The sequence below is a fragment of the Pseudidiomarina piscicola genome (assembly GCF_902806985.1).
Lineage (GTDB): Bacteria > Pseudomonadota > Gammaproteobacteria > Enterobacterales > Alteromonadaceae > Pseudidiomarina > Pseudidiomarina piscicola.
Genome location: NZ_CADCXY010000001.1, coordinates 30,225 through 42,767, shown reverse-complemented (window position 1 = coordinate 42,767; position 12,543 = coordinate 30,225). Strand labels below are relative to the sequence as shown.

Genomic DNA, 12,543 nt, shown 5'->3' with positions numbered 1-12,543 from the left:
CCTTATGTACGTTTGTCTTTGCAAAGGTGTCACAGATAAAACCATTCGCCGTGCGGTGCACGATGAAGGTATTAGCAGCATGCGCGAGCTACGTCAGAATTATGGCGTTGCCTCACAGTGTGGTTGCTGTAAAAGCTGTGCCAAAGAGGTGCTCACCGAAGCTGTCAAAGAACGTAATACTCGTTTTCTTGAAGAAGCCTTATTGCCAACCACGGTGTGCTACACTTAGACTAGACTTGTTATTCATCTAGTTAGGAGTGTGTAATGCAAGGCGAAGCAAAAGTTCTGCAAGAGCTTAATCGAATTCTCACCCGCAAACTCACCGCCATTAACCAATACTTTTTACATGCCCGCATGTATAAGAATTGGGGATTTGATGTGCTCAATAGCACCATCTATAAAGCATCGATTGAAGAAATGAAGCATGCTGACGTGATCATCGAGCGGCTGCTGTTTCTTGGTGGCATTCCGAACCTGCAAGACCTCGGTAAATTGTACATTGGTGAAGACCCACGCGAGATGTTGGAACTCGACCACAAAGTACAGAACGCCGATGTCGAAGCCATACGTGAAGCCATACAACACTGTGAGCAACATCGCGACTATGTTACCCGCGACCAATTAAGCACCCTGCTTGACCAACAAGAAGAGCACCTTGACTGGCTCGAGACGCAACTCGATCTTATCAACCAGTTGGGCATAAGTACCTATTTGCAAACCAAACTGCATAAGGAGTCGTAACATGGCTTTAGATACTGCTGCGGTAGTTACGCAACTCAATCGCTTGCTAGCGTACGAACTCACGTCTATTGATCAGTACACCGCTCATTCACGGCGTTACGAAGACATGGGCCTAGACAAACTCTATGAGCGCATTAATCACGAAATTGATGATGAGCGCGGCCATGCTGATTTACTGATCCGTCGCATGCTGTTTCTTGGTGGTCGCCCAGACATGGATAACCGCGAAGCCCATAGTATTGCTGATGACGTACCTACCATGCTCAAAAACGACTTAGAGCTGGAACGTAATAACGCCAAAACCTTACGCGAAGTGATTGATTTCTGTGAAGAAGCAGGAGACTTTGTCACCCGCGATATGTTGGTTGGCATTCTTCGCGACACGGAAGAAGACCATGCCTACTGGCTACGTCAACAACTTGAGCTTATTGAGCGACTTGGTCTCGAACTCTACTTACAGGCGCAAATGTGACAACAACCTCAGTATCGGATGTCGTGGCGACGGTCGTAACCAACATCAAAGAAGCGTTTCACTGGCTTAATAGTGAGCTTTTCAGTGTCGGTGAAACACCCGTCACCTACGGCACCATATTGCGTTTTATTGTTATTTTGATCGCAGCCTGGATTGTCTCCAGGCTGGTTCAAAAAGCGCTGCAACGCTATTCAGACTACCGTAATAGCCTCGCCGCCTCGTCGGTTTACGCGCTTAAACGAATCACCCATTACGCGATACTCCTCATTGGTTTTTTGATTGCCATCGCCTCGATGGGTATCGACCTTACCAAATTTGCTATTTTCGCTAGTGCCTTGGGTATTGGTGTGGGTTTTGGCTTACAGAACCTGATCAGTAACTTCACCTCGGGTATTATTCTACTCTTCGATAAAACCCTTAAAGTTGGCGACTTTGTTGAGCTTGAATCAGGCATTACCGGCGAAGTAAAAGAAATTAATATCCGCAGTACCATTGTTACCACCAATGACAATATCGATATTATTGTTCCCAACTCCGAATTTGTCAGTGGCCGAGTGACCAACTGGACTATGCGCGACACCTACCGTCGCACGAAAGTCCCCTTCGGCGTGGCCTATGGCTCTGATAAAGATCTCGTCAGAAAAGCCGTACTTGAAGCAGCTGAGCGGGTCCCCCACACCCTCATGGACACCAGCCACCGTCCACCCCAAGTTTGGCTGGTGGAGTTTGGTGAGAGCGCTTTAAAGTTCGAGTTAGTGGTATGGTTAAAACCGGAAGCCGTGAACCGCCCAAGTGCGGTGCATGCCGCCTTTATGTGGGAGATCCACTCGTCGTTAACCGAACACAAAATTGAAATTCCTTTCCCACAACGTGATTTACATATTAAATCGTGGCACGACGAACGAGCACAGGTGCATGTGATGCAAGACCAACACTCCAACGAGCCCGAGCAAGAACCCGAGCCCGATGCCCGCTCCAAAAACGACGCCGCCGACGAACTCTAGCCACCACCACTAAAACCGCGATTGGTGATTGAAATTACAGGCGCGATAGCCTATTATTGCCGCCGCTTCTGGAGAGGTGTCCGAGTGGCTGAAGGAGCACGCCTGGAAAGTGTGTATACGGCAACGTATCGAGGGTTCGAATCCCTCTCTCTCCGCCAAATACAAAAGAACCGCCCTTGTGGCGGTTTTTTTGTATTTGATGGAGTGAGCGGCCTTGGTGAGAACCCTTAGGTTCGACAAAACGGCAGGATAGCCGTTTTGCATAGCGCGCCAGCGCTACCCGCAGGGCGAGGGCCAAGGATGGCCCGAGTGAATCCCTCCTCTTCCCCACTTACAAAAGAACCGCCCTTGTGGCGGTTTTTTTGTATTTGATGGAGTGAGCGGCTTTGGTGAGAACCCTTCGGTTCGACAAAACGGCAGGATAGCCGTTTTGCATAGCGCGCCAGCGCTACCCGCAGGGCGAGGGCCAAGGATGGCCCGAGTGAATCCCTCCTCTTTGCCACTTACAAAAGAACCGCCCTTGTGGCGGTTTTTTTGTATTTGATGGAGTGAGCGGCTTTGGTGAGAACCCTTAGGTTCGACAAAACGGCAGGATAGCCGTTTTGCATAGCGCGCCAGCGCTACCCGCAGGGCGAGGGCCAGCGCGAGTGAGCGGCGCGAATAAATTTGCTGGTAAGGTTCGGTTTTTATTGTAAAAAAATACCCTGCTGGTAATTTAGGGTTTCGTTTAAGAGGTAAAAAGCAGGCAAAGTGTGGTTGTGCACGTTGTTCTGGCGCTTTCTGCCCAGTAGAGAACCCAAAAAGGAAAGGTTATGTTTAAACGTATTGTGCCCGTAGTGGCAGGTGCCATTGTCTTGTCAGCGTGCAGCGGCGGAACCCCAACTTGCAGTGACTCTGAGACCGTAGACCTGGTTTTGGAAATTAGTAATGACGAATTAGTTGCCCAGTTCGGCAAAGAATTTGCCAACCTCATTGATATGTCTCTGGATGTCATTCGTACCCAAGGACACGACGAAAAAATTGATACCTACGAGTGTGCCGCCGACCTAGTAATGAAAGGCCCCGCCGGTGAGTCTAATGTGCCAATTGAATATACCGTTGAGTCTACTGACGACACCGACGAGTTCTATGTAACAGTCTACGGCCTGTAAGGGCTTCTAGGGGTTACCAGCTACTTGCGTACACAGCTTTCAACAGTATCGCCTGTCGTGCCATTCGCGTGGTGCTGAAATAATCTCGCTTCAGCACCCGCGCCGCTACCTTTGGTCCACCATTCCAACTGCTCACCAACATAACGTGCGCCACTGGCCGACACCGCAATAGTTAATTCATAGGTACGATCTTGATAGCGAACCCTTGCTGTTTCCGCATCAGGGTAGGAGGCCTCAATCACCGCGCTACTCTCGCACTGATAGGTATAGGTCGGCGTGGGGGCACAACCAACGCATAGTAAAACACTCACCAAGCTTAACGGGGCGAAAAGTCTCATTGATGTGGGTCCTTTGATTTGTTTAAATTGATCCAAACATGCATAGTTAAGGTATCTTTCTTACTTAGGTACGTTTCTTAGCTACGTTTCTTAGGTACGCTATCTTTTGCAATGATGGCATAAACCATAGGTTCATCAAGGAGTCTTAGTCATGTTCAGTAAATTTATCGGTGGTATTTTCGTAGTTTTAACATTGTCTGTTGCCGGCAGCGCACAAGCTAACGACGAGGCATTGGAACTGGCGAAAAAGAACGCTTGTACTGCCTGTCACGGTGTTAATAACAAAATTGTCGGCCCTGCATACAGCGATGTGGCGGCAAAGTATGCCGGCCAAGATGACGCTGTTGCGCAACTGAAAGACAGTATCAAAAACGGTGGCAAAGGTAACTGGGGACAAACACCTATGCCGGCTCAGCCGCAGCTTAGCGACGAGCAACTTACCCTATTGGCGGAATGGATTTTAACCCTGAAATAAGCGGTTAACTATCGGACAGAGTACGACATCTGTCGATTTAATTAACACCTTGCCCATCGCCTCGTTATAGTGAAGTGACTTACTTCACTAGGAGGCGATGATGAAACGCTCACTACTCTCGTTAACATTCTCTTGTACTCTCTCTTGTGCCCTGCTCGCAGGCCTGACTGCAATGAGCCCTAGCGCTGCGGCTGCCGACCGTATTACTGGCCATCACTTTGCCACGCGTTCCGAAGCCATGGCACCCGAGGCGATGGCCGCTACCAGCCAACCCCTCGCCACCCAAGTCGCGCTCGATATTATGCAACAAGGCGGGAACGCCATCGACGCAGCTATTGCCGCAAACGCACTACTTGGCCTCGTCGAACCTACCGGCAACGGTATTGGTGGTGATTTATTTGCCATCGTTTGGGACGCCGACACGCAACAGCTATACGGACTCAACGCGTCCGGGCGTTCGCCACAAAGTTTGTCGCTCGACTACTTTGTTGAAAATGGCTATGACAAAATTCCAGCTCGTGGCGTACTTCCGCTATCGGTGCCAGGCGCAGTCGACGGCTGGTTTGAGTTACACGAGAAATTCGGCCAACTGCCCATGGAGAAAGTGCTCGCGCCAGCGATTCGCTACGCTCGTGAAGGCTTTCCTGTTACCGAAGTGATTGCCTACTATTTTGCCCGTAATGCTGCGGTGATCGGCGAACAACCCGGCTTCGCTGAAGTATTTATGCCAGACGGTGAAATGCCGCAAAAAGGCGAGCGCTTTAAAAATCCGGATCTCGCAAATACTCTTGAGACAATCGCCATCGAAGGTCGTGATGCATTCTATGAAGGAGCTATTGCGCGTACCATTAGTGACTTTGTTGCGGAGCATGGCGGGTTTCTTTCGTATGACGACTTAGCCGAACACGAGTCCACTTGGGTTGCGCCGGTCTCAAGTAACTACCGCGGTTACGATTTATGGGAATTGCCGCCGAATACCCAAGGTATTGCCGCGCAGCAGATTTTAAATATTCTGGAAAATTTTGATATCGCGGCGATGGGCTTTGACAGTAGCGAGTATATTCATCATTTCGTCGAAGCCAAGAAGCTCGCCTTTGAAGATCGCGCTAAGTATTACGCCGACCCGGCGTTTAGCCAAGCGCCGGTCGAAGGCTTACTCGATAAAGACTACGCCAAACAGCGGGCCGGCCTGATTGATAGCAAACAGCCGGCACTGGCCGTCGAGCCCGGCAACCCACCCACCGAAGGGGATACCATTTACCTGACGACCGCTGATCAGAGCGGCAATATGGTATCACTGATCCAAAGTAACTACCGCGGCATGGGCTCAGGTATCACCCCTACGGGGCTTGGTTTCGTACTGCAAAATCGCGGCGAACTCTTTGCCTTAGAACAAGGCCACGCCAACGTATTCGCGCCAGGCAAACGCCCTTTCCATACCATTATTCCAGCCTTTGTTACCAAAGACGGCAAGCCGGTTATGAGCTATGGCGTGATGGGAGGTGCCACGCAGCCGCAAATGCATGCACAAATTCTTATCAATTTGATTGATTTCGGTATGAACTTACAAGAAGCCGGCGACGCGCCGCGTATTCTGCATACCGGCTCCAGCCAGCCGACCGGTGAAAGCATGACCGATGGTGGCGTTATTAGCCTTGAAAATGGTTTCTCGCCCGCTACCCGCCGTGAGCTGATCAAAATGGGCCATACCCTGCAAGAGGCAGTCGGGCCTTACGGTGGCTATCAAGCCATCTGGAAAAACCACGAAGAAGATGTTTATTACGGCGCCTCCGAGAGTCGCAAAGACGGTCATGCCGCTGGCTTTTAACTAACAAAAGAGTGGTAAATAAGACTTTTTGTAAAGTGTGCTTGACTTAGTGATTATTTAGATCAACTATATGTCAAACACACTTTACTTAAAGGTCTTTTATGAACTGCACTGTCTCAACCAAAAAATCCATGTCTCGACTGGCAATCGCAACCGCAGCTTGGCTTCTATCGACCGCCGTGGCCACCTTCGGCTCGATGCTGTTGTGGCCCGATCAACAACTAGTAAAAATACTAGTACTGCTGCTTAATCTCGTTCTCGGTGGCGTCATGATTGAAGTCAATCGTCGCTACGTACTCGCCTTGGACGAGCTACAACAAAAGATCTATTTACAGGCCTCAGCAATCAGTCTCGGCGTAGCAGTCATCGGCGGCATTACCTACTCGCTGGCGGATACCACCAATGTGATTCCTTTTGATGCAGAAATTTCGGTTTTAATTATGTTGGTTGGAATCACCTACTTGGTTAGCATGATCATCGCTACACGGAGATATCAATGAGAAATCGGCTGAAAGTTCTGCGCGCTGAACGCGACTGGACCCAAGCGGACCTCGCCACAGCAGTAGATGTATCGCGGCAAACCATCAATGCCATTGAGAAAGGTAAGTTCGACCCTAGCTTACCCCTAGCGTTTAAATTTTCGCGACTTTTTGATCAAACCATCGAGCAAATCTTTTTTGCCGACGACGATGAGTAAAACCAACTGCCATTCAGCCCTCAGCTAGGTTAAGCTGGACATTAAACATTAACCTGACGAGGGCGGTATGGATTTAATTATTCTCGCGCTAATCGCAAGCTTCATCACGGGTGCATTAACCGCGGTCGGAGCCTTGCCTGTGCTGGTTGGCCGTCAGCCATCCGAGCGCTTTAACGATACCCTGTTAGGGTTTGCTGCGGGCGTCATGCTTGCAGCATCGTTCTTTTCGTTGATTGTTCCCGCTATCGATATATCTACCGAAATGTACGGCGAAGGGCCCGTACCAGCACTGATTGCCGTCGTCGGCATTTTGCTCGGTGCGGCGGCTATTGCTGCCATGGATCGTCTACTTCCACACGAACATTTTGTCTCTGGCCCCGAAGGGCTTGCTTCAGAGAAAGTTTCTGGGGTTTGGTTGTTTGTATTTGCCATCGCAATTCATAACTTACCCGAAGGCCTCGCGGTTGGGGTCGCCTATGGTAACGGCGCGTCCGATGCCGCCTTTTCGTTGGCGCTTGGTATTGGTTTGCAAAATATTCCCGAAGGTCTCGCCGTCGCCGTCGGCTTAGTTGCAGTCGGTTACAGCCGCTTGAAAAGCTTTGTCGTAGCAGCCCTTACGGGCTTAATTGAGCCCGTCGGTGGTCTTATTGGCGGGGTGTTTGTTAATTTATCGCAAGTTTTACTGCCCTGGGGGCTGGTTTTCGCCGCAGGTGCTATGCTGTTTGTAATTAGTCACGAAATCATTCCGGAAACCCACCGACGCGGGCATCATCAACGTGCCACTGCCGGCCTCATGGTAGGTTTAGTACTCATGTTATTCTTAGACGTATGGTTAGCTGCATGAAAAAAATTGCATTTATTGGTTACGGTGACATCGCCGAGCGCGCCAGCGTTGCACTCGATTCAATGGGGTGCACAGCACAGTACGGTTTGTGCCGCCAACCTGCTTATAAGGCCAATCCGGCCCACGTACAGTTGCTAGCAGGTGATGCGTCTAATGGTGAAGATATCGCCAAGCTTGTGAGCCCCGACATTGACGTCATTGTACTTACCCTGACACCCAACCGCGCTAGCCAGGACCCTTACTTTGATGGTTATGTGGTGCCCTGCCGACTCTTGCAACATCAGTTGAAAAGCCAAGGACATCACCCGCAAATCATCTATGTTTCAAGCACTGGGGTTTATAGTGAACGTAATGGTGAGTGGATTGATGAAACAACCATGGCAGAGCCGACCGATGACAACGGTCAATCGCTGTTACAAGCTGAACAACTGATTCACAGCAGCAGCGATCATAGTAGCATCTTAAGGTGCTCAGGAATTTACGGCCCGAATCGCTCACGGCTCGCTGAGCTGATTATTTCAGGTAAAGCCGTGATAACCCCTGCCTGGACAAACCGTATCCATGCTGACGATGTGGCAGGCTTTATTGCCTATCTGGTGCAGCACCCTGAGCAGCAACAGCCACTATTTCTGGTCAGTGATGACGAGCCACTGTTACAGGAGCATGCCTATGCACGACTAGCGGATCGTTTGGGGATGGACATAGCAGGGCTATCGCGCGCTGATGAGATCGGTCGTCGGGGCAGTAAACGCATTGACAACCGCCTGCTCAAGGCAAGCGGTTATCAACTATTACACCCGACCTACCAGCCGAAGTAATGCTTCGGCTTCGATTTGGGTCAGCAACTAACTCTTTTTGAAGTTCAACATCCGTTGTAACGGTTGCATCGCTTGCTTGGCGAGTTCCGGGTCGACATGAATTTCATGGGCCGCGCCGCCGTGCTCTAAGGCTTCAGCAATAGCAACTAAGCCATTCATTGCCATCCACGGGCAGTGTGCACAGCTGCGGCAGGTGGCTCCGCTACCCGCCGTAGGCGCTTCAATAAAGCGCTTGTTCGGTGACAGTTGCTGCATCTTGTAGAAAATACCGCGGTCGGTGGCCACAATGAAGGTTTCGTTGGGCAGTTCTTGACTGGCTTTGATAAGTTGTGAAGTTGACCCAACCGCATCTGCTAAATCTACCACTGCTGCTGGCGACTCAGGGTGTACTAACACCGCCGCCTCAGGATAAACATTTTTCAAGTCTTCCAAGGCTTTGGTCTTAAACTCGTCATGCACCACACATGCGCCCTGCCACATCAGCATGTCGGCACCCGTCTCGCGCTGAATATAGTCACCGAGGTGCTGATCAGGACCCCAAAGGATAGTTTCGCCTTCAGCATCGAGGTGATCGACAATATCCAGTGCAATGCTTGAGGTAACCACCCAATCGGCGCGCGCTTTTACCGCCGCAGAGGTATTCGCATAAACCACTACGGTGCGCTCTGGGTTGGCATCACAGAACGCCGAAAACTCCTCGATAGGACAACCAATATCAAGTGAGCACGTGGCTTCTAAGGTTGGCATTAACACGGTTTTATTTGGCGTCAGTATTTTCGCTGTCTCACCCATAAACTTCACACCGGCAACAATCAGCGTGTCGGCCTCATGATTAGCACCGAAGCGCGCCATCTCGAGCGAGTCAGACACGCAACCACCGGTTTCTTCGGCCAACGCCTGAATTTCAGGATCGGTATAGTAATGGGCGACCAGTACCGCATTCTTGTCTTTCAACAACTGCTTGATATGCGCGATGTACGTCGCTTTCTCTTGGTCGTTTAGCGGTTTAGGTTTAGCTGGAAAAGCATAATCGAGCTTATCGATAACGCGGGCTTGAATTTCTTCTGTGATACTCATGCTACAACTTCACTACATGGGAAAAAGTTTGCATAGTATAAAGGAAAATGACGTGCGGGTGAAATCGTGGTGGGTCGTGCAGGATTCGAACCTGCGACCAATTGATTAAAAGTCAACTGCTCTACCAACTGAGCTAACGACCCACGATATAATGCGATGTGAACAATGAGATTGGTGGGTCGTGCAGGATTCGAACCTGCGACCAATTGATTAAAAGTCAACTGCTCTACCAACTGAGCTAACGACCCAATCTCATCTGCTGCTACTTATCAGCGGCAACGGCGGCATAGTTTACTTAAAATGCCGCTCGATGCAACTGCAAATTTAAGATATACGGTGCGTTTGCTCAATTTACGAACATCTACCGTAGTTACTTACAAGGATGTTACAAATTATCTAAGCGTTTCTTGGCTAAATCAGCCGGTGTGCTCTCAGGATAGTCTGCAATAACTTTGTCAAAGTAATTACGCGCTAACTGCTTTTCACCTTGCTGCTGAGCAACAATGCCAAGCTTGAGTATGCTATCGGCCCGCTTATTGCTGTCTGGATACTGTTCGACAACAGTGGTGAATTCCTGTTTCGCTTCAGCAAAGTCGCCCTCGGCATACAACAGTTGCCCTAACCAGTAGTGCGCATTTGGCACATAGGTTGAGTTTGGAAACTGTTGAATAAAGCTACGAAACTCTGGAATCGCTGCGTCATAGCGTCGATCTTCCATGACTAAGCGGATCGCTTTATCGTAAGCATCGTTCTCGCCCAAGTTGCTCGAGTAATTTGTATTGCTCGACGTCTCGCTTGTGCCGGCCACTGAATTAGATGGCGTGGTAACTGTTGCGGGCTCAGGGGTCGCGGCCAGGCGTCGGTCAATTTCTTGATAAATTTCCCGTTGCCGCTGCAAGATTTGCTCAAGCTGGTAAGCGTGTTCTTCCGTACGCCCACGCAGCTGAGCGACTTCATCTTGTAATGTCGACATTTGGTCTAAGAGCGCCATTTGCGCCGCATTACGAGCATCCATTACACGCTCGAGTTGCTGCAAACGCTCTTCGACACTGCCACTGCCTAATTTCGACACCGGAGCCTGTGCGAACACGACTCCGGGTACTAATAAGGCCACTACTAGAATTAGTTTTTGCATCGTTTTACCTTAGTAAACCAAAACACCGCGGCGGTTTTTCGCATACGCTGCTTGGGTTGAAGCGTTTACAAGTGGCTTCTCTTCACCGTAAGAAACGGTTTCGATTTGGCTTGCACTTACGCCTAGGTTCTGTAGGTACTGAGCAACCGCTTTGGCACGACGTTCGCCAAGCGCAATGTTGTACTCAGGTGTACCACGCTCGTCAGCATGACCTTCAATGGTCACGTCAACGTTAGGGTTTTGAACTAAGAATTCAGCATGGTCTGCGAGCAGTTGACCATACTCAGCACTTACCCGAGAGTTATCAAATGCGAAGTAAATAATATTTTCGCGTTGCAGCGTTTCCATTTTTTCAGCACGAACTTCTGCTGGCGTTTTAGTGCGCTCTGCTGAATCAAGCTCGACACCAGAACCGCTTTGCTGGCCTTGCTCTTGTTGATTCGTTTGTTGATTCGCCGCATCATCGGTGCCTTGGCTTGAGCTACATGCTGCCAACGTCAGCATAGGTACAGCGATAAGAAGGCTTTTAAGTAACTGATTTGCGTTCATTTCCGCGATCCTTAGTTCGAATGTTTAGGGTATTAATCGTGTTTATTAGCGTAAAAACGGTGACCAAGCAGGTGATTTAACCTCACCTTTTCGGGCTGGTAGCCGCGCTTTGAAGCGACCATCCACCGAAACCAACGCTAATACTTGTTGGTTATTGTGTGTCGTACTGTAAATAACCATGCTGCCATTCGGTGCCAAGCTTGGTGACTCGTCTAGTGACGTTTGTGTCAGTACCTGCATGGCACCGCTTGGGTATTCTTGTTTGGCAATATGATAGTTGCCTTGGGTACGGTTTACCATCACCACGTGCTGGCCATCCGGAGCCCAAGTACCACCAAGGTTCTGTTCACCTTCAAAGGTTAACCGACGAACTTGGCCTGAATCTAAATTTACGCTATATAACTGCGGTCTGCCACCCCTTTCTGAGGTGAACACGAGGGATTTCCCGTCGGGCGACCAATTCGGTTCTGTATCAATCGCGTGGTGCCGTGTTGCGCGCTCTAGCTGTTTGCTGGCAATGTCCATCACATAAAGCTCTGGGTTGCCGTCTTTCGACAGCACCATAGCTAAACGCTTGCCATCGGGTGACCATACCGGGCTACTATTGATGCCCGAAAAAGACGTCATTTTTTCCCGCCGGGTGGTGTAGATGTCTTGGATAAAAATTTCTGGACGCTTATTCTCAAAGCTCACATAAGCCAATTTGTTGCCATCCGGTGACCATGACGGCGACATCAGTGGTTCAGGGCTACGTAACAATACTTTTTCGTTGTAACCGTCGTAGTCAGCAACTACCAGTTCATAAGGTTTTTCGTTGTCATGATCGACCGTAACGTAGGCGATACGTGTCATAAATGCGCCGCGCTCGCCAGTCATGGTTTCATAAAATACATCAGAAATGCGGTGTGCATATTGGCGGAATTGCTCACCACCAATCACACTGCGACGGGCATCGAGAATATGATCTTGTGCTGTCACTAACTCACCGTCGCGCAGCATGCGTGTGCCGCTGGTGATTTGCCCACGTAAGATATCAACAATTTGAAACGACACGGTGTAACGGTCCACGGCATAAGGCTCAATGGTGCCCACTAACACGGCTTCTACACCCAAGCTGGCCCAACTTGGGTAGTCAATTTCACTTTCTTTGCTCGGCGATTGTGGCATCGCGTTCTGCGGTATCGGGTTAAACTTCCCGCTGCGCATCAAATCGGCGGCAATGACTTCTGTCAGCCCTTCAGGGGCCGGGCCATCGCCCAACCACCGGAAAGGTACCACCGCAATCGGACGGGCACTGTTAACGCCATCGGTGATAACGATCTCTAGCGACGCATTTGCCGGTCGCTGCAGTACAGTGAGCAAAGCCACTGTCGTTACTAACAATAAAACAAGTTTTTTCATCATAGTGTTATCA

General features: G+C 49.9%; 16 protein-coding genes and 3 tRNA genes. 12 read left to right on the top strand and 7 right to left on the bottom strand.

What is annotated here, in order from left to right:
• Positions 1 to 4 precede the first annotated feature (4 nt).
• From PSI9734_RS00255 to PSI9734_RS00230, 6 genes are all read left to right on the top strand, one after another.
• Positions 5 to 229 (top strand): bacterioferritin-associated ferredoxin, encoded by a 225-nt coding sequence (locus PSI9734_RS00255; RefSeq protein ID WP_173919126.1) that lies wholly within the window; start codon positions 5 to 7, stop codon positions 227 to 229.
• Between the two features lie 35 nt (positions 230 to 264).
• Positions 265 to 741 (top strand): bacterioferritin, encoded by a 477-nt coding sequence (gene bfr / locus PSI9734_RS00250; protein WP_173919125.1) that lies wholly within the window; start codon positions 265 to 267, stop codon positions 739 to 741.
• Between the two features lies 1 nt (position 742).
• Positions 743 to 1,213, top strand: a complete 471-nt coding sequence (gene bfr / locus PSI9734_RS00245) for a bacterioferritin (RefSeq protein ID WP_173919124.1) — start codon at positions 743 to 745, stop codon at positions 1,211 to 1,213.
• On the top strand, positions 1,210 to 2,217 hold the full coding sequence (locus tag PSI9734_RS00240; RefSeq protein ID WP_173919123.1) for a mechanosensitive ion channel family protein: 1,008 nt from the start codon (positions 1,210 to 1,212) through the stop codon (positions 2,215 to 2,217). Before bfr (PSI9734_RS00245) ends, PSI9734_RS00240 begins: the two co-directional genes overlap by 4 nt.
• A 70-nt stretch (positions 2,218 to 2,287) precedes the next feature.
• Positions 2,288 to 2,375: transfer RNA gene (locus PSI9734_RS00235), tRNA-Ser, on the top strand.
• A gap of 654 nt (positions 2,376 to 3,029) precedes the next feature.
• Positions 3,030 to 3,368: a hypothetical protein gene (locus tag PSI9734_RS00230; RefSeq protein WP_173919122.1), complete on the top strand. Its 339-nt coding sequence runs from the start codon at positions 3,030 to 3,032 to the stop codon at positions 3,366 to 3,368.
• Between the two features lie 20 nt (positions 3,369 to 3,388).
• Here the strand turns inward: PSI9734_RS00230 and PSI9734_RS00225 are convergent, their stop codons facing one another.
• Entirely contained in the window at positions 3,389 to 3,706 is a 318-nt protein-coding gene (locus PSI9734_RS00225; protein WP_173919121.1) for an MliC family protein, read from the bottom strand.
• Between the two features lie 151 nt (positions 3,707 to 3,857).
• Here PSI9734_RS00225 and PSI9734_RS00220 point away from each other — a divergent pair, with 151 nt between their 5' ends.
• The 6 genes from PSI9734_RS00220 (at position 3,858) to PSI9734_RS00195 (ending at position 8,368) form a co-directional block, all read left to right on the top strand.
• Positions 3,858 to 4,181 (top strand): c-type cytochrome, encoded by a 324-nt coding sequence (locus PSI9734_RS00220; protein ID WP_173919120.1) that lies wholly within the window; start codon positions 3,858 to 3,860, stop codon positions 4,179 to 4,181.
• Positions 4,182 to 4,353: 172 nt separating this feature from the next.
• A complete protein-coding gene (ggt, locus tag PSI9734_RS00215; protein ID WP_173919941.1) occupies positions 4,354 to 6,009 on the top strand; it encodes a gamma-glutamyltransferase in 1,656 nt (551 codons plus the stop codon).
• Positions 6,010 to 6,140: 131 nt separating this feature from the next.
• The gene (locus tag PSI9734_RS00210) at positions 6,141 to 6,509 is read left to right on the top strand and encodes a hypothetical protein (protein ID WP_173919119.1); all 369 of its coding nucleotides are present in this window, start codon (positions 6,141 to 6,143) and stop codon (positions 6,507 to 6,509) included.
• Entirely contained in the window at positions 6,506 to 6,706 is a 201-nt protein-coding gene (locus PSI9734_RS00205; RefSeq protein WP_173919118.1) for a helix-turn-helix transcriptional regulator, read from the top strand. The genes PSI9734_RS00210 and PSI9734_RS00205 overlap by 4 nt, the downstream gene beginning before the upstream one ends.
• A 67-nt stretch (positions 6,707 to 6,773) precedes the next feature.
• The gene (locus PSI9734_RS00200; protein WP_173919117.1) at positions 6,774 to 7,550 is read left to right on the top strand and encodes a ZIP family metal transporter; all 777 of its coding nucleotides are present in this window, start codon (positions 6,774 to 6,776) and stop codon (positions 7,548 to 7,550) included.
• A complete protein-coding gene (locus tag PSI9734_RS00195; RefSeq protein WP_173919116.1) occupies positions 7,547 to 8,368 on the top strand; it encodes an NAD(P)H-binding protein in 822 nt (273 codons plus the stop codon). Before PSI9734_RS00200 ends, PSI9734_RS00195 begins: the two co-directional genes overlap by 4 nt.
• Positions 8,369 to 8,395: 27 nt before the next feature.
• Here the strand turns inward: PSI9734_RS00195 and nadA are convergent, their stop codons facing one another.
• The 6 genes from nadA to tolB form a co-directional block, all read right to left on the bottom strand.
• Positions 8,396 to 9,445 (bottom strand): quinolinate synthase NadA, encoded by a 1,050-nt coding sequence (gene nadA, locus PSI9734_RS00190; RefSeq protein WP_173919115.1) that lies wholly within the window; start codon positions 9,443 to 9,445, stop codon positions 8,396 to 8,398.
• A gap of 67 nt (positions 9,446 to 9,512) precedes the next feature.
• Positions 9,513 to 9,588 (bottom strand) — tRNA-Lys (locus PSI9734_RS00185).
• A 29-nt stretch (positions 9,589 to 9,617) separates the two neighbouring features.
• Positions 9,618 to 9,693, bottom strand: a tRNA-Lys gene (locus PSI9734_RS00180).
• Between the two features lie 137 nt (positions 9,694 to 9,830).
• A complete protein-coding gene (gene ybgF / locus PSI9734_RS00175; RefSeq protein ID WP_173919114.1) occupies positions 9,831 to 10,580 on the bottom strand; it encodes a tol-pal system protein YbgF in 750 nt (249 codons plus the stop codon).
• A gap of 9 nt (positions 10,581 to 10,589) precedes the next feature.
• A complete protein-coding gene (gene pal / locus PSI9734_RS00170) occupies positions 10,590 to 11,129 on the bottom strand; it encodes a peptidoglycan-associated lipoprotein Pal (RefSeq protein WP_173919113.1) in 540 nt (179 codons plus the stop codon).
• 45 nt (positions 11,130 to 11,174) lie between these two features.
• Positions 11,175 to 12,533, bottom strand: coding sequence for a Tol-Pal system beta propeller repeat protein TolB (gene tolB / locus PSI9734_RS00165; RefSeq protein WP_173919112.1), 1,359 nt, complete (start codon positions 12,531 to 12,533; stop codon positions 11,175 to 11,177).
• Between the last annotated feature and the right edge of the window lie 10 nt (positions 12,534 to 12,543).

What these genes read in the sequence shown, in the direction of transcription:
- PSI9734_RS00255 (WP_173919126.1), top strand. Translation starts at nt 5, where the DNA reads ATGTACGTTTGTCTTTGCAAAGGTGTCACAGATAAAACCATTCGCCGT.
- bfr (WP_173919125.1), top strand. Translation starts at nt 265, where the DNA reads ATGCAAGGCGAAGCAAAAGTTCTGCAAGAGCTTAATCGAATTCTCACC.
- bfr (WP_173919124.1), top strand. Translation starts at nt 743, where the DNA reads ATGGCTTTAGATACTGCTGCGGTAGTTACGCAACTCAATCGCTTGCTA.
- PSI9734_RS00230 (WP_173919122.1), top strand. Translation starts at nt 3,030, where the DNA reads ATGTTTAAACGTATTGTGCCCGTAGTGGCAGGTGCCATTGTCTTGTCA.
- PSI9734_RS00225 (WP_173919121.1), bottom strand. Translation starts at nt 3,706, where the DNA reads ATGAGACTTTTCGCCCCGTTAAGCTTGGTGAGTGTTTTACTATGCGTT.
- PSI9734_RS00220 (WP_173919120.1), top strand. Translation starts at nt 3,858, where the DNA reads ATGTTCAGTAAATTTATCGGTGGTATTTTCGTAGTTTTAACATTGTCT.
- ggt (WP_173919941.1), top strand. Translation starts at nt 4,354, where the DNA reads ATGAGCCCTAGCGCTGCGGCTGCCGACCGTATTACTGGCCATCACTTT.
- PSI9734_RS00210 (WP_173919119.1), top strand. Translation starts at nt 6,141, where the DNA reads ATGTCTCGACTGGCAATCGCAACCGCAGCTTGGCTTCTATCGACCGCC.
- PSI9734_RS00205 (WP_173919118.1), top strand. Translation starts at nt 6,506, where the DNA reads ATGAGAAATCGGCTGAAAGTTCTGCGCGCTGAACGCGACTGGACCCAA.
- PSI9734_RS00200 (WP_173919117.1), top strand. Translation starts at nt 6,774, where the DNA reads ATGGATTTAATTATTCTCGCGCTAATCGCAAGCTTCATCACGGGTGCA.
- PSI9734_RS00195 (WP_173919116.1), top strand. Translation starts at nt 7,547, where the DNA reads ATGAAAAAAATTGCATTTATTGGTTACGGTGACATCGCCGAGCGCGCC.
- nadA (WP_173919115.1), bottom strand. Translation starts at nt 9,445, where the DNA reads ATGAGTATCACAGAAGAAATTCAAGCCCGCGTTATCGATAAGCTCGAT.
- ybgF (WP_173919114.1), bottom strand. Translation starts at nt 10,580, where the DNA reads ATGCAAAAACTAATTCTAGTAGTGGCCTTATTAGTACCCGGAGTCGTG.
- pal (WP_173919113.1), bottom strand. Translation starts at nt 11,129, where the DNA reads ATGAACGCAAATCAGTTACTTAAAAGCCTTCTTATCGCTGTACCTATG.
- tolB (WP_173919112.1), bottom strand. Translation starts at nt 12,533, where the DNA reads ATGATGAAAAAACTTGTTTTATTGTTAGTAACGACAGTGGCTTTGCTC.